Origin of the sequence: Geoalkalibacter subterraneus (genome assembly GCF_000827125.1) — a bacterium.
In the GTDB taxonomy this organism is placed as follows: domain Bacteria; phylum Desulfobacterota; class Desulfuromonadia; order Desulfuromonadales; family Geoalkalibacteraceae; genus Geoalkalibacter_A; species Geoalkalibacter_A subterraneus.
In genome coordinates, this window is the sequence record NZ_CP010311.1 from 211,058 (window position 1) to 233,867 (window position 22,810).

Below are 22,810 nucleotides of genomic sequence, written 5' to 3' on the forward strand. Positions count from 1 at the left end.
GTCTGGAATTTTAAATATTCTTATTGAGAAGAAAATGACGGGCATCACTCCATTTCACGCCAAATATTTTGCTTGGGAAATTACTCGCCGTCGCCGAGGCGGGGATGTTGACCGCCTCTCCCAATCCCTTTTTGACGCAAGCGTTGATCTGAACCCCCACCAGATTGAGGCCGCACTTTTTGCTTTACAAAATCCCCTGTCCAAGGGGGTTGTCCTTGCTGACGAGGTCGGGCTTGGCAAAACGATTGAGGCCGCGCTGGTGCTTTGCCAATACTGGGCAGAGCGCCGCCGCAGGTTGCTGGTTATCTGCCCCGCTGCATTGCGCAAACAATGGGCGAATGAACTTGCGGAAAAGTTTCATCTTCCCGTTCAGGTTTTGGACGCCCGGACCTGGAAGCAGTCAAAAGCTTCAGGTATCTATGATCCGCTTGACCAGGGAACGATCCCAGTTATGTCTTTCAATTTCGCTGTGCGAATTGAAAAGGAGCTTCGCAATCTCCCCTGGGATCTGGTTATTATCGATGAAGCCCATAAGTTGCGTAATGCCCATCGTGAAAGTCACCGGAGCGGACAGGCCATAAAAAAAGCATTGGCAGGCACGCGCAAACTGCTGGTTACAGCGACTCCACTGCAAAACTCCCTTATAGAGCTGTATGGACTCTCGACGGTCATAGATGAGCACCTTTTCGGCGACATTGTCAGCTTCCGCACCCAGTATATGAGAAATGGAGGTGATCTCTCCGGTCTCCGTGATCGTCTTAAGGATTTCGTTCAGCGGACTCTCCGGCGGCAAGTTCTGGAGTATGTCCAGTACACCGAGCGTAAAGCTATCACCATCCCTTTCGCGCCATCAGATGACGAACAGCGCCTCTATGATCTGGTGTCAGGATATCTTCAAAGGGAAGAAACCTATGGTTTCCCGCGCAGGCAACGTCACCTCATCAGCCTGATCCTTCGAAAACTCTTGGCCTCCTCAACAGAAGCGGTGACTGGTACTCTCGAAGTTATTCTTGAACGATTAAAGCATCTTCGTGACAAGCAGGAATTGGCGGAAGACTGGGTCGAAAAGCTGATCTCTGCAGAAGAATTGGAAGACGATCTTCTTGATGAAGATCTGGATGAGGAAGACATCCCAGAGAAAGATGACGAAATCGATCTGGTAAAACTGCGTGGCGAAATTGCTGAGATCGAACAATTTATCCTGTTGGCCCGCAGCATCCGTCAGGATGAGAAAACCAATGCGCTTTCTACCGCGCTGGATACAGGTTTTGAACGCATGGCGCAGATGGGGGCTGCCAGAAAAGCGGTCATTTTTACCGAATCGCGGCGTACTCAGGATTATCTCGCCCGTTATCTGGAATCTCATGGGTATGCTGGCAAAGTGGTGACATTTAGCGGGACCAACAACTCGCCGATAACTAACGGAATTTATCAGCGTTGGTTAAAAAAATACGCAGGCAGCGACCGGATCACGGGCAGCCCCGCGGTTGACCGCAGAACTGCCTTGATCGACTACTTTCGCGAGCAGGGCGAAATCATGATCGCCACTGAAGCTGCTGCCGAAGGTGTCAATCTGCAATTTTGTTCCCTCGTCATCAACTATGACCTTCCCTGGAACCCGCAACGGGTTGAGCAGCGTATCGGCCGCTGCCATCGCTATGGTCAAAAATTTGATGTTGTGGTTATCAATTTTCTTAACCGCCGCAACGATGCCGATCGCCGGGTCCTGGAGTTGCTTTCAGAAAAATTCCATTTATTTGATGGCGTTTTTGGGGCTTCAGACGAAATTCTCGGGCGCATTGAATCCGGGGTTGATTTCGAAAAACAGATTGCTGCAATCTACGAATCCTGTCGAACTTCTCAAGAAATTGAAAAAGCTTTCCAGGAACTGCGCGCCAAGCTCGAAGAAAATATCAAGCAGCAGATGCGGGAAACTGAAGAAAAATTGCTGGAACATTTCGATGCCCAAATCCACGACCTGCTTAAACTTCGTCGCAAACGCGCCGAGGAAAGCCTGGACCGTATAGGTCGATTGTTCTGGGCTTTATCCCAATATGTTCTCGCTGGATATGCCAAATTCAACGAGCAGAAACTTGATTTCGACTTATCAAACGCCCCTTGTCCAGATGTGCCGCCTGGTCGCTACCACTTAATCAGGAAAGGTGAACCGCCTCCAGAAAACGCCCATCTATATCGTTTGTCTCACCCTCTAGGCGAGTATGTGCTCGACACCGGTCGGCGCATTGAAACACCTGTCGCGCACCTGACTTTTGATCTTGCCAATCATCCTTTTAAGATTTCAGTGCTCGAAAAATTGCCTGTAAAATCCGGCTGGCTTGAGCTTAACCTTCTGGAACTGCACAGTTTCGAGATGGAAGAGCATTTGGTGTTCACTGCATTAGCTGACGATGGAAGAATGCTTGATCAGGAAGCCTGTGAAGCATTGTTTACTGTTTCTGCAAGGCACGATGACATTGTTGCCGAAATGCCGCCCGCCGCACTTAAAGAAACAAGCGATCGGCAACTCCAAGCCGCACTCAGTAGAGCCCTGGATGAAAATGATAAATATTTCAAGCGTGAACGCGAAAAGCTGGAGCAATGGGCCGACGACCAGTTGTTAACGGCTGAACAGGTTCTGGAGGACACCAAAACCCGTCTGCGTGACGCCAAACGTAAATCGCGTCTTGCAGAAACAGTAGAGGCGCAAAAAGAATTGCAGGAAGAGATTAAAAAGCTCGAGCGCCAACAACGCCGACAACGTCAGGAAATTTTTGAGGTGGAAGACCAGATCGAAGAAAAACGTGACCAGCTGATCGCCGCCCTTGAATCCCGCATGAAGCAGAAAACGGTTACCCATTCATTATTTCGAATTCGCTGGCAGGTCATATAAGATCGGCCAGACTACTTTGTCGCTTTTTTAATCGCCTCAGGAGAACAGATAAATGCCTTCCGTAGAACAACTTCGCACTCGCCTTCTGAAAAAACTGAAAGAACTGTTTCAGCTCGACCAGCCCGACCTCGATTTCGGTTTTTACCGGATCATGCACGCCAAATCGGACCAGGTGCAGGATTTTATCGAAAAAGACCTGCTGAAGATTATCGAGGATGCATTCGGACAACAAGAAAAACAGGATACCGGCGCACTGCTCCATAAGGCGAAAGAAAAGGTGATCCAGACACTTGGAGCCGGTGCCTTTGATGATGAGGGGAACCTTGTTGATGCATTCCGTGAGATCCCGGCTGGAAGGGAGTTTCTTAAAGAGTCCGAAAGAATCCAAGCACAAAAGGATACCGCCTCCAGCGAGGCCGATGTCTATGACCACCTGTATCGCTTCTTTGAGCGTTACTACGATGCGGGCGACTTCATCTCCCGCCGCTATTACACCCGGGAAACATCCGGCAAGGCCGCGCCCTATGCCATACCCTACAACGGCGAGGAAGTAAAACTGCACTGGGCCAATGCCGACCAGTATTACATCAAGAGCGCCGAGTATTTTTCCAACTTCACCTTCGACTTGCGGCAGGCAAAAGAGGTTCAGGCACTGAATTCAGGATTATTTGAAACCACGAAAGACGCGAAAAGCACGAAAAAAGTTCATTTCAAGGTGGTGGAAGCTACGGAAGGTGAGCATGGCAACGTCAAGGCCAGCGAGCAGAACAAGCGGTTTTTTATCATCCATAAAGAAAGACCGGTGGCGTTCAATGAAGAAGGTGAACTGGTTGTCCATTTTGAGTATCGCCCTGACCCGGAGAAGACCGGACAGGAAGGAAGCTGGCGCGATAAGCGCAACGCCGAGGCGGTGGTGACGATTCTCAAGGCACTTGAAGAATATGATCCGCAGATTACGCAGATGGACGCAGATGAACAAACAAAAAAAGAAATCTGTGAGAATCTGCGTAAATCTGCGGATGAATACTTGCGTCTGTTCAAGGTTCCCGCTCCGACCGACAGCGACAAAAAGCGCCCCATGCTGGCCAAGTACGTGAACCAGTACACCGCCCGCAACACCATGGACTATTTCATCCATAAGGACCTGGGCGGCTTCCTGCGCCGGGAGCTGGACTTCTACATCAAGAACGAGGTCATGCGCCTAGATGACATTGAAAACGCCGAAGCCCCGGCGGTCGAAAGCTATCTGGCCAAGATCAAGGTGCTGCGCAAGATCGCGGGCAAGCTGATCGACTTTCTGGCCCAGCTTGAGGATTTCCAGAAAAAGCTCTGGCTCAAGAAGAAGTTCATTATTGAAACCAACTACTGCATCACCCTCGACCGGGTTCCCGAGGAGCTCTATGAGGAAGTGGCGGCAAATAAGGCGCAGTGTGAAGAGTGGATTAAGTTGTTCGCTATTGATGAATTAGAAGATTTTTCAACCCCTCTAAAACCTGAGTTTCTTAAAACCAATGACAAGTTAGTATTGGATACTCGCTTTTTCGGTGACAGCTTCAAGGCGCAGCTGTTAGCGTCGGTTGAAAATTTCGATGAGAATTGCGATGGTCTGCTGATTCATTCGGAAAATTTCCAGGCATTGAATATGTTGAAGGAGCGGTATCGAGAGCAGATTAAATGTGTCTACATCGATCCGCCTTATAATACTGAGCAAGATAGGCGACAAGGTAAATTTATATATAAGGACAGCTTTGAGAATTCGTCTTGGATTTCTCTGATGTCAGATAGGATAACCTCTAATATTTCATTGATGAGTAGTGATGCAACTTTTTTTTCAAGTATCGATCATAACGAGATCGCCTCAATAAAATATTTACTTGAATCTGTTTATGGAAAAGAAAATTTTGAAGGTCTTATATCTTGGCGTAGGAGGCACAATCAACCAAATGACAGATCAAAAATGATAGGAATGGTAGCTGAATACATAATCAGCTATGCAAAAAATCAATTTTCTTACAAAAAATCAGGTGTTGGGAAATTAGACCTTACTGGGGATTTTTCAAATCCAGACAATGATCCCCGTGGAGATTGGGCGTCAAAGCCATGGAAAATTGGTTCAGACCAAAGTGGGTCTCGCTATAAAATCGAAACTCCATCAGGAAAAATGTTAGATGGAGAATGGATGGGGGAAGAGGCAACTTATAAAAAACTCTTAGCAGATGGACGAATTTACTTTCCGAAAAATGGAGAAGGCAGTCCGAGAAAAAAGTATTATAAGTTCGAAAGGGAAGGGGAAGGCCAATGTGCTACCAATTGGTGGCATCATGAACAATTTGGCCATAACCAGGGTGCAAATGATCTGATGACGGCCCTGATGGGGTATAAAAATGCATTTAGCAATCCTAAGCCAATTGAGTTAATTCGTGGCGTACTTCTTATATCAAATAGCAGAAACAGACCTATTCTTGATTATTTCGCTGGCTCCGGCACCACCGGACACGCTGTCATCAATCTTAACCGTGAAGACGGCGGCAAGCGCAAATACATCTTGGTTGAAATGGGCGACTATTTCGACACCGTCCTCAAGCCCCGCATAGCCAAAGTTATTTATTCTAAAGATTGGAAAGACGGCAAACCCACCGCGAGAGACACAGGCATCTCCCACTGCTTCAAATACATCCGCCTGGAATCCTACGAAGACACGCTCAACAACCTGCGTTTCAACGAGGAACCAGGCAAAAGCCCGCTTTTAAAAAACCTTTCCCTCAAGGAAGACTACATGCTCCACTACCTGCTGGACGTGGAGACCCGGGGAAGTCAGTCGCTGCTCAATATCGACGCCTTTGCCGATCCGACCGCTTACACCCTGGAGGTCAAAAAGCCGGGGACGGACGAGTACGCCACCCGTGCGGTCGACCTGATCGAGACCTTCAACTATCTGATCGGCCTGCGCGTGCTGCACACATCCGTGCCGCAAACCTTCCAGGCGACCTTCAAGCGCATCACGGACCCGGAGCTGCCCGAAGACCAGCACACCAAGCTGGTGGTGGATGGCCGCATCCGCCAGGACGAAGGCGGCCCGTGGTGGTTCCGCAAAGTCGAAGGCTGGGTGCCCAAGGACGCGGCCAATCCCAACAATGGCCAGCGGGAAAAGGTCCTGGTCGTCTGGCGCAAGCTCACCGACGACATCGAGCAGGACAACCTGATGCTGGATGAATGGTTCCAGAAGAACCGCATCAGCACCCGCGATTTCGAGTTCGACACCATCTACGTCAACGGCAGCAACAATCTGCCCAATCTGAAGCTGGATGACGAGAACTGGAAGGTCCGCCTCATCGAAGAAGAGTTCATGAAGCGCATGTGGAACGGCGAAAACGCATAAAGGAGGCGTGTGATGGCAAGAAGACGTTCACGCGGCCCCCAACCGCATAAATTTAGAGACAAATTGGTGCTCAACCAATGGCTCATCAGCCTGTTCGGTATCGATCCGTTGGTGGAGCACAGAATCAACGGAAAGTCGGTTCGCCCTTTTCACAAATTAGCCGAGCCGATTCGAGATCCCCGCTTGGAGGACTTGGACAAGGATAACCTTCATTTTTTCTACCATTATCTTGGGAATAGCCCCCTGTTCAGTCCGGCCGATCCCGCAGCAGGGAATCCGGGGTTTCGAATTAACCGGGATATGCTGCTCACATACGAGCAGAATATCGTTCGCCATACCCAGGCCATCAATGAAAAGCGCCATCGCCCGATAGTGTGGAAATACTATCAGTGGCTGACATTGGTCTTCGTTGAGGTGTACCTGGACCGCTTCTTCAGCAACCGCGAAGGCCTACTTGCCGACCTCAATGGCTTTGTAGAGAGATTCAACCGGCATTGGGCTGATTTCGCCGATGTGGCTTTCTACGAAGAAGATGACCTGAATAAACTCTGCCTTCAGAATGCCACCGGAAGCGGCAAAACGCTGCTTATGCATGTGAATCTTCTACAATACCGACATTATGCTGCACTGGCCGGCAAGGACAAGGACCTATCCCGCGTCATCCTCCTGACCCCAAATGAGCGACTTTCAGAACAGCACATCGCCGAATTTCGGGAAAGCGATATTAGGGCAGGGAGCTATCTGGAGTCTCGAGGCGGTCTGTTTAGTCAGGCTCAAGGCTTGGACCGGGTGGATGTTCTGGAAATTACTAAGCTGGCTGATCAAGAAGGGCCCAATACAATTGCTTCGCGAAGCCTCGGTGACCAGAACCTTCTGCTGGTTGACGAAGGGCACCGGGGGATGAGTGGCAAAGAGGAGGGCGTCTGGTTCAGAAGACGCTCTGATCTATGCGAAAAGGGGTTTACCTTCGAGTATTCAGCGACTTTCGAGCAGGCTGTGCAGGCATCGGGAAGTGCGGATTTCGAGAACAGCTACGCCAAAACCGTCTTTTTCGATTACTCCTATCGTTGGTTTTATGAGGACGGTTTCGGGAAGGACTACCAGATCCTGAACCTGCCGGAATCTTTTGAGGAAACGCAGTCTATCTATATGACGGCCTGCCTGTTGAAGTTTTATCAGCAACTTCGGATTTACGAGGAGAAGGGGAAGGAATTCGAGCCCTTTAATCTGGAAAAACCTCTCTGGGTGTTCGTCGGCAGCACTGTTTCTTCTGGAAAATTAAGCAGGGAGGAAGAGATTGTCGCCACGGACGTTGCGCTCATCATCTTGTTCATTGCCGACTTTCTGGACAACCAGCAGGCTGCTGTTCGCCGAATGCGAGAAATCCTGACGGGCAAGGGACAGGATACTGGGCTCTTGGACAAAGATGGCAACGACATTTTTGCTGGTGCCTTTTCTTATCTGCTTCAAGCCATGAATGCCGGGGAGTCTGTTGAGAATCTTTACCGGGATATCCTCTCCAGGCTGTTTAACAATGTTGCGGGTGGACACCTCTCGCTCGATCGAATTAAGGGAGAATCTGGAGAGGTTGCACTCCGGGTGGGTACCTCAGAAACGCCCTTCGGACTCATCAATGTCGGTGACGCCAAAAGCCTCTGCGACCACGTGGCCGAGTATGCGGCCCAAAATGGCACGCGCCTGACCGTGGAAGATAGCGACTTCACCGAGGCCATGTTTGCATCCGTGAAGGAATCCACATCCCCGGTCAATCTTCTGATTGGGTCCAAGAAATTCGTGGAAGGCTGGGACTGCTGGCGAGTCAGCACTATGGGCTTGATGCATGTGGGACGCTCAGAAGGCTCCCAGATCATCCAGCTCTTCGGCCGAGGAGTCCGCCTGAAAGGTTACGAGTGGTGCCTGAAACGCAGCGGACATTCTCACGCGCCCACCAAACCGTCTTTTATCGAAGAGCTGGAGACCCTGAACGTCTTCGGCATCAAGGCTGACTTCATGGAGAAATTCCGGGAATTCCTTAAGGAGGAAGGGCTCCCCGGCAATGAACGCCGCCGGATTTTCACCATTCCACTCAATGTCACCTACGATGCCGGAAAGAAACTTAAAATACTGCGCCCGAAGAAAAAGGCCTCAGACGGCAGGGAGTACGATTTTAAGAAGGATGCCCGGGTACCTACACTTGGGGAAATACCAGATTACATGTTCCGCAATCCCGTGGTTGCCGATTGGTATCCACGTATTCAGGCCATGCAATCGCGTGGAGCTCATGAAATCGGACAAAAAGTTCCGATTCACGGGGGAATACCGGAGCAAGTAGTCGCTTTGTTTGATATCGACACTCTTTTTTTCGAAATCGAGCAGTTCAAGCGCGAACGGAGTTGGCACAACTTAAACATTTCAAAAAATGGCATCGAAAAACTGCTTAGAAGGAGTGATTGGTACACACTCTACCTACCGGAATCTCGTCTGGCACCTGAAGATTTTGAAGGAGTGTCATTATTGCAGCAGGTAGCGTCTGAGCTACTTAAGCGCTACTGCGAAAAGCTCTATCGTTTTCGGAACGATGAGTTTTATAAGCCGCGACTAGAACTGCGCGACTTGGCATCAAATGATGACAATATTCCACAGGAAGATGTTTACAGGCTCATTGTGGATGGCGATGAAACTCAAGTTGTCCAATGGATTCAGCAGGTTCAGGAAGATCTCAAAAAGGGTAAAAAGGATCTTCTAAGCATGGGCGATTTGAATGCCTGCAATTTCAAACACCATCTTTTCCAGCCTCTTTTTCATGTCCGCCGTGGTGGGAAAATCACGATTCTCCCGGTGGCGCTCAATGAAAGTGAGTACCAGTTTGTAACCGACCTCAAGGGCTGGTGTGACAATAATAAAACCGAACTGGAAAAAGATGGGGTTGAACTCTATCTCCTTCGGAATTTGAGCCGTGGAAAGGGGGTCGGCTTTTTCGAAGCGGGCAACTTTCATCCCGATTTCATTCTTTGGATGCTCAAAGGAGGGAAGCAGTATGTCACCTTTATCGAGCCGCATGGCCTCATGCATGAGGGGCCAGGAAGTGAAAAGGTTTTATTCCACAAGCGAATTAAGGAGGTCGAAAAGCGGTTGAATGATTCTAATGTCATTTTGAATAGTTTTATTTTGTCTTGGACTCGATACCCTCAATTGAAGTGGGACAAGACTCAAGTGGAACTGGAAAATAATAATGTGCTCTTCATGACAGATGATAGAAATCATTATGTAGATAAGATTTTTAACAGAATGAAATAATTCTATGAAAAAATTAGAAAATTATACTTTTCAAGGTAGAAGGGAACCTGATTCCGTGAGATGTCTTCCCGCTTTCCGGTTTTCTCGTCCCAAGTGGCGAAAATGGGGGGCGAGAATGTCGCTCAGTTGAAAATCCGGCTCTCTGAAGGGCCTCAGCAAGCTTCGATCTTTGACAGATTGCCCGCAAAGTGCCAATCAAGGCGATTTCAGGACGAGTTCGATCGTGAACACCGCAAGTGCCCGGGTTTTGTCATCTTTTGTCATCTTCTTTTTGGCCGGCCTCTGGCCTATCCGTAGGCCAATCGTTGATAAAGGCCGGCGAACGCTTGGAAAGACGCGCCGCTATGGCGACTGAAGCGTAAATACAACCGTCGGCCGGTCTCGATCATGCGTGCCGCCAGACACATCAGTTCCTGGATGACCGTCTTGATGCGCCGGCGCTTGGCCGGGTGGCGCACTGGCGTTTTCTCGCCGAGCAAGCCGATCTGCCCGATGAAGCGCAGGATGTTGTAGGCCAGTGCGGCACAGGTCATCACCAAGCTGTTGACCTCAAATTTGCCCGAGGGCAGACGCTCAAGATCCATGTCGGTTTTGAGCTCGCTGTGAAACTGCTCACTGGTGCCGTGATCCTGGTAAAGAGCGATAATCTTCTCGGCGGACAGATTCAGCGAGGTCCACCAGCCCTCCAGCGTGATGTCGGGCTCGAGCAAAAGCTGGCCCTTCTTATCGATGGTGCGCTCGGTAACGCGGATGACCCGGCGGCAGCTCAACTCATGTTTCTGCCCGGTTTCGTCTTTCCAGCTATGAGTGTCGCGGACACTGAAAATGGCAATGCGCTTTCCCGGGCGCGGCTGGCTGACCTTTCCTTCGGCGAAGGCCCGCCGGTGCCAGAGGGTTTTGCTGTGCCCGCGGGGGTTCCATTTCAGGATGTAGTCCACCCGCTCATGGGAGGCCAATTCCATGCGGGTCTCCCAGGCATCGTGGCCGGAATCGAGGCGCACCAGCAAAGGGGCGGCGGTCAACGAGAGCGCCTTGTGCAGCACCCGGCCAAGAAACGGAATGAAGTTTTTCTGGCTGTGCTGGGAGCCCTCGCGCTGCTCGATCTCCAGAAGCTCGGTTCGGAAGGAACGCCCTTAAGCCCGAAAGATTCTTTGAAAAAACGGTCCTGGCGAAATCCGCTGATGGCCTCGAAATCGCTCTTGCCGAGACAAAGCAGGCCGATATAGCTGCGAAGCACATCGGCGTGCGAGATGGCTCCCTTTTTCAGTGGGCCGAGCTGTCCCAGGCGCTTGGTCAGGCTGGTGAAGCGGTTGAGGCACAGCCCCACCAGGGCCAGCCCGGAGTGGGAGCTGTAGAACTCCTCCTCGGATTTCTCGATGATAAAGCGTTTCATAGAACTCACCCACGGAGTGAAATTTTTGTGGGCTATAAGATAGCACAAATAACGAAATGTTTCAGCAACTTACATGCATTCGTGGAAAAGTTTTACGATTGTAATCTCACGGAATCAGGATATAGGGAGCAAATCCTGCCTCACTTGCAATAAGATCGTATCGCAGAACCCGAGTGAATTTTCATGGCTAAAACCAGCGACACGCATCCTTTACGAATCGACCTCCTGCAGATCCCTCATATCCAAGGAGAGCTCGGCCTGACTTTCTGCCCCGGGAAAAAGGGGCAAGGTCTTTTCTCGGGAAACTGGGACCGGGATCTCGACAAGGACCTTGCCGCGATCGAACAGTGGGGGGCGCAAGCGCTGGTCTCCCTTATCGAAGACCATGAATTCGAGCTGCTGGGCGTTTCTCATTTCAGGGACCGCGTGCGGCAGAGGGATCTGCAATGGTTTCATCTGCCCATTGTGGATGTCAGTACACCCGATGATCGATTTGAAAGCGCATGGGAGGAGGTCGGGAACCGGATCCGCGGGATTCTGTGCCGCGGCGGTAAGGTTGTTCTCCATTGCCGCGGCGGCCTAGGACGAACCGGTCTTTTGGCGGCCCGAATACTGGTCGATTTCGGACTGGAACCGGACCAGGCGATGGAGCAAGTCAGGCAGGCTCGCCCCGGAGCGATTGAAACCCTGGAGCAGGAGCAGCACGTTCATGCCTACCATGCGAAGCATGCCCGGCGAACTCTGGACCATTATCTGGGCTGCCTCCTGGGCGGAGCGGTCGGCGACGCCCTTGGCGGGGCTATCGAATTTGACTCCCTGGCCGAAATCAGAAAATGCTACGGACCTGAAGGTATCCAGGATTACGCGGAAGCCTTCGGCAAAGTGGGAGCGATCACTGACGATACTCAGATGACGCTCTTTACGGCCGAAGGCCTGCTTCGGGCTGTTACGCGTGCCCAGCACAAAGGAATCGGGCCTTCCTTTGTGAGCTGCACTCACACTGCCTATCGGCGCTGGCTTGTGACTCAGGGGGAGACTGATAACAGTCCGGTCCCCATGGACGGGTGGCTGGCCCATACTCCTGAACTGCACAGTCGTCGCGCCCCCGGCAATACCTGCCTCTCGTCACTTCACCATGACCGACCTTTTCTGCTGGACAATTCCGGTTCCCGGCACAACGACAGCAAGGGATGCGGAGCCGTCATGCGCATGGCGCCTGTGGGCCTGCTTTTCCAATCCCACTTTATGTGCCGCGTTATGACCCCCGGCATGCGTGACCGGGAAACGTTTATTGCTGGCCGGGATCTGGGCTATCTGACCCACGGGCATCCCTCCGGGTATCTGCCAGCGGCCTGCCTTGCCATGATGATTGGAAGAATCATTGATGGAGATGGTTTGAACGAGGCTATCGACAACACGCTCGATATCCTGAATGAACATCCGGGTGCCGAGGAAACAGAAGCCGCCGTCAAAAAAGCCATCGAATTCGCTGCAGATCCGGATCTACCGCATAATGCGGAAACAGTCGAGAAACTCGGGGAAGGGTGGGTCGGCGAGGAAGCCCTGGCGATCGCGATCTACTGCGCCCTGGTCGCCGGGAACGACTTTGATCTCGGAATCCGCCTTGCGGTCAATCATTCCGGCGACAGTGACAGTACCGGAGCGATTGCCGGAAACCTTCTCGGAGCCCTGCTCGGGCGAAAGGCCATCGCCGAGCGGTGGCTAGTGCGACTTGAACTGCGCCAGGTAATCGAGCAGGTCGCGACCGATCTGTTTCTCGGGTTTGAGGATGATGACGATTGGTGGAGGCGATATCCCGGGTACTAGCGGGAGGCCTAAGTCAGTCTTTAGCGGGCATTCTGTTCAACTCGGGGGTGTGTCTCACGCTGTGTTTTCATTGCTTGGCCGGCCGTGCGTCAGAATGTCGTACACATCAATCTGTAACTCCCCCCCGGCAAAGTCCGGGGGGTTACATCTTAAACCTCAGTCAATTTTTCGTTTTTGAACCTCTATTTCTTCGACTTTCCGCTTAAAATATGGGGGCAAAGGCATACCGCAGTGAGCGCAGGTTTGAGCATGTTTCCATGCATGAATTGTCATCACTGACACACCCGAACAGCTAGTGCATGATCCCTCCACCTCCTGTCTGGCGTTTTGGTAGTCTGCCGGTTCCAGTTCGACCAGAATTCCCCGCAGCCACATGATGATGGCAAATTTTCGCGCCTCAGCTAGCTTTTTGCAGGTGACACAGCTCTGATTTCCCTGGTCCCAATCGTTCCAACTGCGGTCGACTGCGTGACCCGACGGGCATTGCATCGGCAAGAGCTGGTGAGCATTTTTGTAAGCCGGTTTTCCCATCAAACTCCAGCCCTTTTCGCTCAGGGCGTATTCAATTTCGTCCAGATTCTTTGTGGTGTTTTTCGAACAATACGGGCACCAGTGCCCCTTGATCAGCAAATAGGGTCTTGCGTTCCATGTGTGGCCTTTGCTGCAGGTTACCGGAACAGGGCGGGTTCTGCCCTGGTAATCTTTTTCATGGAATGATCCGCCACGTTCCTGGACTATCCTCGCGAAATCTCTGTATTTATGGTCGGACCGCATATCGAAGATGGCGCGCATGTCGATATCTATGCTAGTGATGTCCTGGGGAGGTTTAAATCCTGCCACCTCCAGAGCCTGAGCCAGAAATGATCTGACAGCCTGGATCCCCTCGTCGAGAGCATAATAGGGGACGATGATCAAGGTGACATTGGCGCGATGGCAGCGGAGTTGTTTGATCAGGTCACGCTCCATTTGGGAGTGAAAATCATTTTTGCTGCGGTGAAACATCCGGCTGTATTGATAATGCTGTTGGCCGTGAGTCTCATAGGCGAGACCGAGGTCGGCATTATAGCCATCCAGTTCAAGACCATTTAAAAATTCTGGTTTTTGCGCTTTGAATTCGGCTCCAAAACCTGCCTCCATCAGGGCTCGGGTCAAATTCTCTCCAAATTTAGCATTGCACGTCGGGCACCAGGTCCCCTGGCTGCTTGCTGACCGACTCCAGGCTAGTCTTCCACGTATGCCCCAGCCCGCACTCCCACTTGAGCTTATCCTTGACGGAGACCAGCTCGGTCTCGGTAAGACAGCGTCCACCGCGCTCGGCAGCAACTTTTTGCGCCGTCTGCAGATTGTTGTTATTGGTCAGGGTTGTATGGCGGACTCTTTCGCCGCGGCAGCTATCACAGCTCCCCGGCCTGCGGCGCACATCCTGCGCCCGCTTGTCCTTCTCGGCACCGCAGGCACAGCGGATCCTCACCACCGACTCTTTGTTTGTCACCTCGCCGGCCAGAAGCTTACCTCCGTGCTTCTCGATCAACTGTTGGATATTATCGGTGGTGTAGTCTTGGCGGCATCCGCAATTCTTGCAGATGTTGCTCTTTTTTCTGCGAACGAGATTGGCTGCCGGCACCTTTTCCTCGGCGCCGCAGAGCATGCAGACGATTTCCAACTCACTATTATCCGCACCTTGCTGGGGCAGGTAATGTTTGATGTTGATGGAGTGGGGTGCGAGGTAGGTCTGCCATTCTGCAAGATTTCGGGGACGGCGATTGACGGGTTTGTTCTTTTTGTTCATGGATAACCTCCTTGTTTTCAGTTTAGATGTGACTGTTTGATGATTTGCCCGTTTTGGAACACTGCTTTGGCAAAAAGTTGCTATAAGGACACAGGTAAACGACAAAACGGATTTTGTCAATAAATAAAATGTCCGAAATGTATTTATTGATATTTCAATACGGATAATGTATTTTGGTTGTCTCAGTAAGACAGGGAAATGAAATTAAGGAGGAAAAAGGCTATGGGGAGCCCATGGGGAGAACGAATCCGGGAAATTCGCCAGCAATCCAATCTGTCACAAAAAGACTTTGCCGAAAAACTTGGTATTGCAACCGTGACATTTAATCGGATGGAGAACGGGCACAGACATCCAGATATTTTTTTACTGGAAAAAATAGCCAAGACATTTCAGGTCAGCCTCGATTGGCTGATCTTGGGAAAAGACGAAAACAACCCGGAATGTTCACCTGCGCCGTTGGTACCTTTGCTGACCATGGGCGAACTCAGTTCCGGGAATTGGAAGTCAAAAGGTGAGCAAAAGGGACTATGGCTGCCCGACACTCCCCCTTGTGATTTCGCCATGCGTATTCAGGATACAGCAATGGCGCCGCTGCTGCGGCCAGGAGATATCGTTCTCGTAGCTGAGAAACCAGGCGAGGTGGGGGACATCATCGTTGTGCGCGATTCTACAGGGATTGTGCGAGTTCGCCGGCAGGGTTGTACAGCGGAGGAAATGCTTTTGGTGCCGGAGAACCAGGAGTATTCGTGTCTTCCTGCGGGAGATCAGGATTTGGTTATCGGTAAGGTGGTTGGTAGTTTGTCTTGGTCGAGGTTTTGAGACAGACCGTGAAAGTCGATGACATAGATTCAGGGGGAAGCCCTAATTGAGTGTGTCACCTGGACACGGCCCGGTAATTTCAACGAACCGCCCGGTGCGGACCCGCATGCCGGGTGGTGTGGGGGCTGGGGGTTAAAAACCCCGGCTACCCGATTAGTCGTTTTTCGTATAGTGCTGGTCTAATACTGTGAATATAGATCGGCTGTACCAGTCTTTTCCGGTGCTTTTAGGGTTGTCAGGATCAAGCCGTCTTACTCTGCAGTACTTAGGATCAGATTTTAAAGGTTTTCTTATGTCATGGTATGTCGAATTCTCTTTAAAATCAGAATACCTAGCGCGGCATTCTGCAGTTAATTCCGCGTATGTTAGCGGATAGCGGTCCTTAAACTGTTGCTCAGTCAATTGCACCTTCATGGCATCTGCCTCTTGTGAAAACTGAACTGATAGAGCATCAGTAGCTTTTGATCTTGAAAACCTCACATCGACATTCACGGTAACCGAATATTGCCCTTGAGGATCATTGGCTGCGTCCAAATTACGGATATACTCTGCTACTTTTCGTTCTTCTTTATTCAGAATTAGGCCCGCCGCAGTGTGGTCTGAATGCAAAAATGCCAAGGGCATCAAATAGAAATTGAATTTACTAAGATCAACGTCAAACCAGTTCCTTGACGCCGTCACGAAATTCTTTACCGCCGCACTACCCACCTCTTGAAGCTGCAGCGCAAACAAATTGTTGCTGTTGTAAAAGTGGCTCGTCAGCAGAATCTGTGGTGATATTCAGGTTCCGGCAACTTGCCAAGTTCATGATATAAGGCGATTTGCAAGCATTTCAGCGTCTTGAAACCGTAGGCTTTTCTCATAGTGAGTTTTGCCTTGAGGTTCAGACCCTCCACTGCGCCGCTGGAAAGTTGACCCTTGGCCTTGAACCAGTTGAGGATCAGTGGCTTGTGACTGCGCAGCATGCGGGCGACTTTCTTCATCGGCTCCAGGTCCGTCTGTAAGGTCCTGGTGACCCAGTTGTCGAGAAACTTTCCCGCGAAGTCCGGGCGTTGATAGTCCCAGAAGCGCTGGAAGTCCTCGCGCAGCAGGTAGCCCTTGATCGACGCCAGGTTGAGTTTGAGCAGTTCGTCCAGCCGGGTCGTCTGCTTCTCGGAAAGGTTCTCCGGTCGCTTCAGCAACAGCCAGCGCCCGTGTTCGAGAACGTTCACCTGTCCGTTCGCCTTGAGCTGCTTGACCTCGTCGCGGCGGATCTGGTCAATCGCTTCGCCGAAGGCCCGCATGATATGAAAGCGGTCGAGGATGTTCAGGGCCTGCGGAGCCTTCTTGGCGATGACCTTGAGGTACGGCGCCCACATGTCGCTACAGACGAACTTGATCTGGGCGCTGCGCTCCTTGCCGAACTCGTGGAAGAACCGCAGCAGCGTTTTTGCCCGCCGCTCGGGGCCGCACCACAGCAGCCGTCTGACTCCGGCGTTGAGCTGATAGACCGTCGTCAGGTATTTCTGGCCCTTGAAGACCTTGATCTCGTCAACGCCGATCTCCGTGACGCCGTCGAGATCTCTGTGGGCTGATCAGGAGGGCATTCTGAGGAAGGTTTGCGGGAGATGATAGCGATGGGAAAAGCTTTACATTCCCCTAACTACAGCATTATTTTTGTAGCCCGAAAAAAGAAGTAAACACATTATGGAGTATGTTTTTCGATTTTTCTGGAAATTTTTTTTCAGAGGGGTTTACATTTAACTAAACTTTTATGGTAGATTATAAAGGTAAGCGACTAACTATTCGCTATTGTGAGCAGCCGGAAGGTGAGGACGACCTCCAAGTTTGGCGCCCTCCTAGCCTCCATAAAGCTTTGTCACATTTTCCCGGGGGCAAGGGGAAAAATGCTATGGCAACTATGGCCGCTCGGCGTAAGTATCTTGCAGATCAAGGACAGCTTCGAGCTCCCGACCATTGGAATACAGAAGCCAAGCTGCCCAACGACAAACATTTCTTTGCTATCAAAGCAGGGAAATTAAGAGCCTATGGCTGGTTCTCTGACAGGCACAAAGGTGTTTTCTTTATCAGTCATTTTGCCTTCAAGAGAGGGCCGAAACTGTCGAAAGAAGATGAAAGACTTGTCATAAGAAACTGGCGAGAGATTGAGGAGAAATGATAATGAGTGATTTTTTTGATGCATGGGCCCAAGAGAGTGAAGAGAACGATCGACTCGTTGCTCAGGAACTTTTAATTACAGAAGTAACCGAAGCTATCTGGAAGGTGATGCAGGAAACTGGAGTTACTAAATCGGAACTTGCTCAGAGAATACAAAAAACAAAGGGCTATGTGTCTCAGGTACTGAGCGGGTCAAGGAACATGACCCTGCGAACCCTTTCAGATATCTGCTTTGCACTTGGAAATCGCCCCGTTTTCAATTTTGGCTCGGCACTGCAGGAAAATGATTGGTACGAGGACGCACAGCAAGTGAAGATAACACATGGCGGTGTTAGGTATACCCGTTCCGAAAATATGATCACACCTATCGATCTATGGGCAGCCTGAAGATGAACGGAGAGCTTCTGGAGAAGGCAATCAAAGTCTTAAATATTCAGGGTGTCTTTCTAAGAAAAGCTACGACCCGTTGCAAGGATGACTTTATCCCACCCTTCTTTGGGACAGAAGTTATACTTTCTCCCCAACATCGTGGTGCTCCTACCGGTGATTTTGCAATTTTGGATTCCATTTCTGAAGACCAGGTGCATGAGACCAGAACGGTCGTTTTCAATTTCACCGCCGGAACGCGCTTGGTTGATAAAAATGCGGCGCAAGAGGGTGGATCAGCAGAATTGGAAGACAGTACCGTCTTTATCGAAATCACCGCCGAATTTTGTGCCCATTACAATATTCCGGCGGACCTGAATATCGAAGACCACGAGGCTGCTTTTGAAGAATTTGGCCGTCGCAACGTAGGATACCATGTATGGCCTTTCTGGCGAGAATACGTTCAGAGTGTCTGCAGTCGCATGGGAATTCCTCCCATCCCTATCCCTTTCTTTTTAGTGGGAAGTTCAAAAGCTGCGCCGGATAAATCCTGACTGGTTGAGTCTCCGCGTCGAGAGTAGCTCACCAATCCTGGAAATCATTAAGTTGGGTTGTCTTGCATTCTATTGCGCAAAGGGGGGGGTATCATCACCTAGAGTTTATCATCCACCAAGGGGGGCTCTGGACAACTATGGGTGAATTTCATGAATTAACGGGCGGATATGTTTGACCATTAATGCCTGGATGGTTTTGCTTGAGAACAGGAGGCCGGTTTAGATGACAACAAGCAATTGGACCGCAGCAAAGAGAGCTTAGCCAAAATCCAAAGAGCCAGACAGGTTTCAACGCGAGGCCTCGGTGTTGAAAGAATGGACCATCTTTTGGAAAAAGGTTCCCAAAAGGTTCCCGTGGGGGGTTCGGTGCGTTGGGCACGCTTCCGAAAGGTGTCGGTTTTCTTGGGAACAGCGCCGACGGAGCGCTTCGCGGGGAGGTTCCCTTGTATGTTGCTAGAAATGCTAATGATTTTTGATTTTGATAAAGGCGACAAGCTCGGTTATGTTTTAGTTGAAACTTAAAAATTGCAATGATCACGGTGGGTTGCGCACATTTTCCCGAGATTTTTTAGGCGACTCTACGGATCAGAAGGTCGGGAGTTCGAATCTTCCCCGGCGCGCCATTTTAACACAACAAAAACAAAGGTTTAGCTTTCGTGGGCTAAGCCTTTTTTTGTTTCTGTTTGATTTGGGTTCCTCCGTGGGTTCCTTTTACGGATTTGTTGTCCGAAAGCTTGCAATATTTTGGTTTGCGTCCTGCCTTAATGAGATAAACGTCGCTGTTCTAGCCCCAATGGGTTGCACCATGGGCCAGTAACATGGCAACGCCAGTCCTCATATACACCTAGCTCCACCATTAATTCTCGGCAGCGTCGCCATAACAAACCGGTCTCCATGGACGGATGGCTGGCCCAGACTTCTGAATTGCACAGTCGTCGCGCCCCCGGCAATACCTGTCTCTCGTCACTTCGCCATGACCGACCTTTTCTGCTCGACAATTCCGGCTCCCGGCACAACGACAGCAAGGGGTGCGGGGCCGTCATGCGCGTGGCGCCTGTGGGCCTGCTTTTCCAATCCCACTTTATGTGTCGAATTATGGACCCCACTATGCGTGACCGGGAATCGTTCAAAGTCGGCCGGGAGCTGGGCTATCTGACCCACGGGCATCCCTCCGGGTATCTGCCGGCGGCTTGTCTTGCCATGCTGATCGGTCGGATCATTGATGGAAATAATCTGAACGAGGCTATTGACAACACGCTCGATATCCTGAAGGAGCATCCGGGCGCCGAGGAAACAACAACCGCCGTCAAAAAAGCCATCGAATTCGCCGCTGATCCGGATCTGCCGCATAATGCGGAAACGGTCGAGAAACTCGGGGAAGAGTGGGTCGGCGAGGAAGCCCTGGCGATCGCGATCTACTGCGCCCTGGTCGCCGGAAACGACTTCGATCTCGGAATCCGCCTTGCGGTCAATCATTCCGGTGACAGTGACAGTACCGGAGCCATTGCCGGAAACATCCTCGGAGCCCTGCTCGGGCGAAAAGCCATCGCCGAGAGGTGGTTGTCGCGACTTGAACTGCGCCAGGTAATCGAGCAGGTCGCGACCGATCTGTTTCTCGGGTTTGAGGATGATGACGAGTGGTGGAGGCGATATCCCGGGTACTAGCGGGAGGCCCGGGTCAACCTATAGCTGGTATTCTGTTCAACTCGTGTGTGTCTCACACTGAATTTTCATTGCCTGGCTGGCTGTGCGTCAGGATCTAGTGCACATCGAGCTGTAACTACCCCCGGCAAAATCCATGGGCAGTACTCGCCAAGTTCAGTTTCGCTGAAGCTGGCGGTTTCGATTACGGTGCTCAGCTTCTCTTTGCTGCTGTACTTAGGCGACCGCTGGCCATGTGCCGCCGTGTCCTGCGGGGTACGGCGATGTTGAAGCCGCCACATGTAGAGAGTCTCCCTGGGTCCTCCGGTCTCTCGGGATAACCCCGGAACACTGGCGTTGTTCGGCGGCAGCAGCCGGGCAATGATACTGGCCTTAAACTCTTTGGAATATTTGCTGCTCATATATTTACTGTCGCTCTCCTTTGCCCCCGAGAGTAACACACAAAATCTCTCAGCGAGAGGCGACAACTATCCTGACACAGGGGGCGTTGCCTGGCACCGATTCGGTCGGCCCGGCTTGTTCTGTTTCGAAATTCTTTACTCCGGCGTCAGCCGGTCGGCGGACATCATCGCCGCGAATACCGTGAGATCCCGGGCCAGAATAGTCAGCCTTCCTCTTTCCTGCCGATCAGGTCGTTGAAAGTTTTCTCATCGATCACTTCCACCTCCAGCACCCGCCGGGCGATCTTTTCCAACAACTCGCGCCAGCTCTCAAGCAGGGCGCGTACGCTCTGCTCGCGTTCGGCCAGCAGCGCGCGAACTTCCTCGTCGAGCCGCGCGGCGGTCGCCTCGCTGTATGGCTTGCCGCCCGGTGATGGAATCTGCTCGCCGAGAAGGACGTTGCCGCGCCGGCGTGGATAGGTGGCCAGCCCCAGCGTATTGCCCATGCCGTACTCCTCGAGCATAGCCTGGGCGATGTCGGTGGCCCGTTGAAGATCGTTGTGCGCGCCGGTGGAAACATCGCAGAAAACCAGCATCTCTGCGACCCGGCCGCCCAGCAGGACGTCGATCTTCCCCAGCAACTCCCCGCGGGTCATGAGATAGCGCTCCTCAGTGGGAAGCTGCTGGGTATACCCCAGGGCCGCAAGTCCACGGGGGACGATGGAGATTTTGTGCACCGGCTCCGCGCCGGGGGTGAAGGCTGCGACCAGGGCGTGACCGGTTTCGTGGTAGGCGACAATCTCGCGCTCTTTGGCGTTGATCAGGCGGTTTTTCTTCTCGAGCCCCGCCGTGACCCGGTCGATGGCCTCGTCGAAATCACTCATCTCGACCTGCCGCTTGTTCTTGCGGGCGGCCAGCAGTGCCGCCTCGTTGACGATGTTGGCCAGGTCGGCGCCGGAGAAGCCGGGCGTCTTGCGGGCGATAACGTTCAGATCGACATCCTCGCCCAGCGCGATTTTACGGGTGTGTACCCGCAGGATTGCCTCGCGTCCCCTGAGATCGGGTCGGTCCACCAGGATCTGGCGATCGAAGCGACCGGCGCGCAGCAGAGCCAGGTCGAGGATTTCCGGGCGATTGGTCGCAGCCAGAATCACCACACCGCTGCGTGGATCGAAGCCGTCCATTTCCACCAGTAGCTGGTTGAGAGTGTTCTCGCGCTCGTCGTGGCCGCCGACGGTGACGGCCCCTCTGGCCTTGCCGATGGCATCGAGTTCATCGATAAAGATGATGCACGGTGCTTTTTCCCGCGACTGCCTGAACAGCTCGCGTACCCGGGCGGCACCGACGCCGACGAACATCTCGACGAAATCCGAGCCGCTGATGGAAAAAAAGGGGATGCCAGCCTCGCCGGCAACCGCCCGCGCCAGCAGGGTCTTGCCGGTACCCGGCGGGCCGACCAGAAGCACCCCTTTCGGCATGCGTCCGCCCAAACTCTCAAAGCGTTCTGGACTCTTGAGGAACTCGACAATCTCGGCGAGTTCCTCCTTGGCCTCTTCGGCACCGGCGACATCCTCGAACCGGGTATCGATATCCTGTTCCGCATAGACCCGAGCCTTGCTCTTGCCGAATTCCAGCATGGGCGATCCTGGGCTGAATCTGCGCATCAGCAGCAGCCACAAGCCGAAAAAGAGAAAAACCGGGATGATCCATGACAGTAGATCGCGCAGGATGGTGCTCTTGGGTTCCCCCCGAAATTTCACGTTTTGCTGTGCGAGCTTCTGCGCCAGTTCCGGCTCGACCCGATGGGTCACGAAAGCCAGCGGACTCTGCTGGTTGTCTCCCGCCGCCCGCATCTGGCCGGAGACGACATCGCCGCTGACCGCCACCTCGATAATGCGCCCCTCCTCCAGGGCGTCCAGAAATTCGCTGTAGGCGATTCTGCGGGGGCCATATTGGGTGACGATCAGGTTCTGGATCAACAGGACCAGCCAGAAGGCGATCAGGACATACCAGATGGAAAAGCGGGTTTTTTTCTCCATGAATTATACCTCGACGGCGTCCAGTCTTGCATTGCTGGCGCATGCTCCGCGCGGACGTTTACGCCACATCAGGACGACTTCCCGGCGTTCTCTTCTTCGTTCTCCAGAATGCCGACGATGCGGTCTGTGTCGGCAAGAAGCTGCTCGATGCGCTGGCGGGTGTCATGGCCGGTTTCTCCTTTCCTCTTGGAAATCGATGTCCTTCTTCAATGCCCCGGATCACTGATGTGCCAGCGGGGCGCGTGCGTCTTTGAGGGG

The 22,810-nt window shown here is 52.1% G+C and carries 16 protein-coding genes and 2 pseudogenes; 11 read left to right on the plus strand and 7 right to left on the minus strand.

Translation table 11 applies throughout. The features are described from left to right. Positions 1–34 precede the first annotated feature (34 nt). Genes GSUB_RS01005 through GSUB_RS01015 form a run of 3 tightly spaced genes read left to right on the plus strand, consistent with a single transcriptional unit; the run spans position 35 to position 9,566 of the window. Positions 35–2,890 (plus strand): SNF2-related protein, encoded by a 2,856-nt coding sequence (locus tag GSUB_RS01005; RefSeq protein ID WP_040198774.1) that lies wholly within the window; start codon positions 35–37, stop codon positions 2,888–2,890. Positions 2,891–2,942: 52 nt separating this feature from the next. Beyond that, positions 2,943–6,269, plus strand: coding sequence for a site-specific DNA-methyltransferase (locus GSUB_RS01010; RefSeq protein WP_040198775.1), 3,327 nt, complete (start codon positions 2,943–2,945; stop codon positions 6,267–6,269). Between the two features lie 12 nt (positions 6,270–6,281). Beyond that, positions 6,282–9,566, plus strand: a complete 3,285-nt coding sequence (locus GSUB_RS01015; protein ID WP_040198776.1) for a DEAD/DEAH box helicase family protein — start codon at positions 6,282–6,284, stop codon at positions 9,564–9,566. A gap of 287 nt (positions 9,567–9,853) precedes the next feature. On the opposite strand, the pseudogene GSUB_RS01025 reads toward GSUB_RS01015, so the two are convergent. Beyond that, positions 9,854–10,959 (minus strand): annotated as a pseudogene (locus GSUB_RS01025) (IS1380 family transposase). Between the two features lie 183 nt (positions 10,960–11,142). On the opposite strand from GSUB_RS01025, the gene GSUB_RS01030 reads away from it, so the two are divergent. Beyond that, positions 11,143–12,786, plus strand: coding sequence for an ADP-ribosylglycohydrolase family protein (locus tag GSUB_RS01030; RefSeq protein WP_084211625.1), 1,644 nt, complete (start codon positions 11,143–11,145; stop codon positions 12,784–12,786). A gap of 156 nt (positions 12,787–12,942) precedes the next feature. Here GSUB_RS01030 and GSUB_RS17770 read toward each other — a convergent pair whose 3' ends face one another. Together GSUB_RS17770 and GSUB_RS01040 are read right to left on the minus strand one after the other, a co-directional pair. Continuing rightward, positions 12,943–13,938 carry a phospholipase D-like domain-containing protein gene (locus tag GSUB_RS17770; RefSeq protein WP_144401903.1) on the minus strand — a complete coding sequence of 332 codons (996 nt, stop codon included), beginning with the start codon at positions 13,936–13,938 and terminating at the stop codon, positions 12,943–12,945. 13 nt (positions 13,939–13,951) lie between these two features. Next, positions 13,952–14,575 carry a hypothetical protein gene (locus tag GSUB_RS01040; protein WP_040198780.1) on the minus strand — a complete coding sequence of 208 codons (624 nt, stop codon included), beginning with the start codon at positions 14,573–14,575 and terminating at the stop codon, positions 13,952–13,954. Positions 14,576–14,797: 222 nt separating this feature from the next. On the opposite strand from GSUB_RS01040, the gene GSUB_RS17775 reads away from it, so the two are divergent. Continuing rightward, positions 14,798–15,394: a helix-turn-helix domain-containing protein gene (locus tag GSUB_RS17775; protein WP_052464308.1), complete on the plus strand. Its 597-nt coding sequence runs from the start codon at positions 14,798–14,800 to the stop codon at positions 15,392–15,394. A 153-nt stretch (positions 15,395–15,547) separates the two neighbouring features. Here GSUB_RS17775 and GSUB_RS01050 read toward each other — a convergent pair whose 3' ends face one another. Both GSUB_RS01050 and GSUB_RS01055 read right to left on the minus strand, forming a co-directional pair. Next, positions 15,548–16,174: a DUF3644 domain-containing protein gene (locus GSUB_RS01050; protein ID WP_337833182.1), complete on the minus strand. Its 627-nt coding sequence runs from the start codon at positions 16,172–16,174 to the stop codon at positions 15,548–15,550. After that, a pseudogene (locus GSUB_RS01055) lies at positions 16,153–16,965 on the minus strand (ISL3 family transposase); the annotation flags it as partial. The gene GSUB_RS01050 and the pseudogene GSUB_RS01055, both read right to left, overlap by 22 nt. A gap of 320 nt (positions 16,966–17,285) precedes the next feature. Here GSUB_RS01055 and GSUB_RS01060 point away from each other — a divergent pair. From GSUB_RS01060 to GSUB_RS01080, 5 genes are all read left to right on the plus strand, one after another. Then, complete coding sequence (locus GSUB_RS01060; protein ID WP_040198782.1) at positions 17,286–17,552, plus strand: hypothetical protein; 267 nt, start codon at positions 17,286–17,288, stop codon at positions 17,550–17,552. A gap of 2 nt (positions 17,553–17,554) precedes the next feature. Further along, positions 17,555–17,938, plus strand: a complete 384-nt coding sequence (locus GSUB_RS01065) for a helix-turn-helix domain-containing protein (protein WP_040198783.1) — start codon at positions 17,555–17,557, stop codon at positions 17,936–17,938. A gap of 2 nt (positions 17,939–17,940) precedes the next feature. Continuing rightward, positions 17,941–18,471 (plus strand): hypothetical protein, encoded by a 531-nt coding sequence (locus GSUB_RS01070; protein ID WP_040198785.1) that lies wholly within the window; start codon positions 17,941–17,943, stop codon positions 18,469–18,471. Between the two features lie 315 nt (positions 18,472–18,786). After that, positions 18,787–18,993 (plus strand): hypothetical protein, encoded by a 207-nt coding sequence (locus tag GSUB_RS01075; RefSeq protein WP_158414019.1) that lies wholly within the window; start codon positions 18,787–18,789, stop codon positions 18,991–18,993. Between the two features lie 372 nt (positions 18,994–19,365). Next, positions 19,366–20,136, plus strand: a complete 771-nt coding sequence (locus GSUB_RS01080; RefSeq protein ID WP_084211631.1) for an ADP-ribosylglycohydrolase family protein — start codon at positions 19,366–19,368, stop codon at positions 20,134–20,136. 65 nt (positions 20,137–20,201) lie between these two features. On the opposite strand, the gene GSUB_RS19990 is transcribed toward GSUB_RS01080, so the two are convergent. Then, positions 20,202–20,534, minus strand: coding sequence for a transposase (locus GSUB_RS19990; protein WP_052464314.1), 333 nt, complete (start codon positions 20,532–20,534; stop codon positions 20,202–20,204). A 203-nt stretch (positions 20,535–20,737) separates the two neighbouring features. Continuing rightward, the gene (gene ftsH / locus GSUB_RS01090; RefSeq protein WP_040198789.1) at positions 20,738–22,552 is read right to left on the minus strand and encodes an ATP-dependent zinc metalloprotease FtsH; all 1,815 of its coding nucleotides are present in this window, start codon (positions 22,550–22,552) and stop codon (positions 20,738–20,740) included. Between the two features lie 41 nt (positions 22,553–22,593). Between ftsH and GSUB_RS01095 the strand changes: the two genes are divergently transcribed. Then, positions 22,594–22,806 carry a hypothetical protein gene (locus GSUB_RS01095; protein WP_040198791.1) on the plus strand — a complete coding sequence of 71 codons (213 nt, stop codon included), beginning with the start codon at positions 22,594–22,596 and terminating at the stop codon, positions 22,804–22,806. The last annotated feature ends 4 nt before the right edge of the window (positions 22,807–22,810 follow it).

What these genes read in the sequence shown, in the direction of transcription:
- GSUB_RS01005 (WP_040198774.1), top strand. Translation starts at nt 35, where the DNA reads ATGACGGGCATCACTCCATTTCACGCCAAATATTTTGCTTGGGAAATT.
- GSUB_RS01010 (WP_040198775.1), top strand. Translation starts at nt 2,943, where the DNA reads ATGCCTTCCGTAGAACAACTTCGCACTCGCCTTCTGAAAAAACTGAAA.
- GSUB_RS01015 (WP_040198776.1), top strand. Translation starts at nt 6,282, where the DNA reads ATGGCAAGAAGACGTTCACGCGGCCCCCAACCGCATAAATTTAGAGAC.
- GSUB_RS01030 (WP_084211625.1), top strand. Translation starts at nt 11,143, where the DNA reads ATGGCTAAAACCAGCGACACGCATCCTTTACGAATCGACCTCCTGCAG.
- GSUB_RS01040 (WP_040198780.1), bottom strand. Translation starts at nt 14,575, where the DNA reads ATGAACAAAAAGAACAAACCCGTCAATCGCCGTCCCCGAAATCTTGCA.
- GSUB_RS17775 (WP_052464308.1), top strand. Translation starts at nt 14,798, where the DNA reads ATGGGGAGCCCATGGGGAGAACGAATCCGGGAAATTCGCCAGCAATCC.
- GSUB_RS01060 (WP_040198782.1), top strand. Translation starts at nt 17,286, where the DNA reads ATGGCAACTATGGCCGCTCGGCGTAAGTATCTTGCAGATCAAGGACAG.
- GSUB_RS01065 (WP_040198783.1), top strand. Translation starts at nt 17,555, where the DNA reads ATGAGTGATTTTTTTGATGCATGGGCCCAAGAGAGTGAAGAGAACGAT.
- GSUB_RS01070 (WP_040198785.1), top strand. Translation starts at nt 17,941, where the DNA reads ATGAACGGAGAGCTTCTGGAGAAGGCAATCAAAGTCTTAAATATTCAG.
- GSUB_RS01075 (WP_158414019.1), top strand. Translation starts at nt 18,787, where the DNA reads ATGGACCATCTTTTGGAAAAAGGTTCCCAAAAGGTTCCCGTGGGGGGT.
- GSUB_RS01080 (WP_084211631.1), top strand. Translation starts at nt 19,366, where the DNA reads ATGGACGGATGGCTGGCCCAGACTTCTGAATTGCACAGTCGTCGCGCC.
- GSUB_RS19990 (WP_052464314.1), bottom strand. Translation starts at nt 20,534, where the DNA reads ATGAGCAGCAAATATTCCAAAGAGTTTAAGGCCAGTATCATTGCCCGG.
- ftsH (WP_040198789.1), bottom strand. Translation starts at nt 22,552, where the DNA reads ATGGAGAAAAAAACCCGCTTTTCCATCTGGTATGTCCTGATCGCCTTC.
- GSUB_RS01095 (WP_040198791.1), top strand. Translation starts at nt 22,594, where the DNA reads ATGCTCCGCGCGGACGTTTACGCCACATCAGGACGACTTCCCGGCGTT.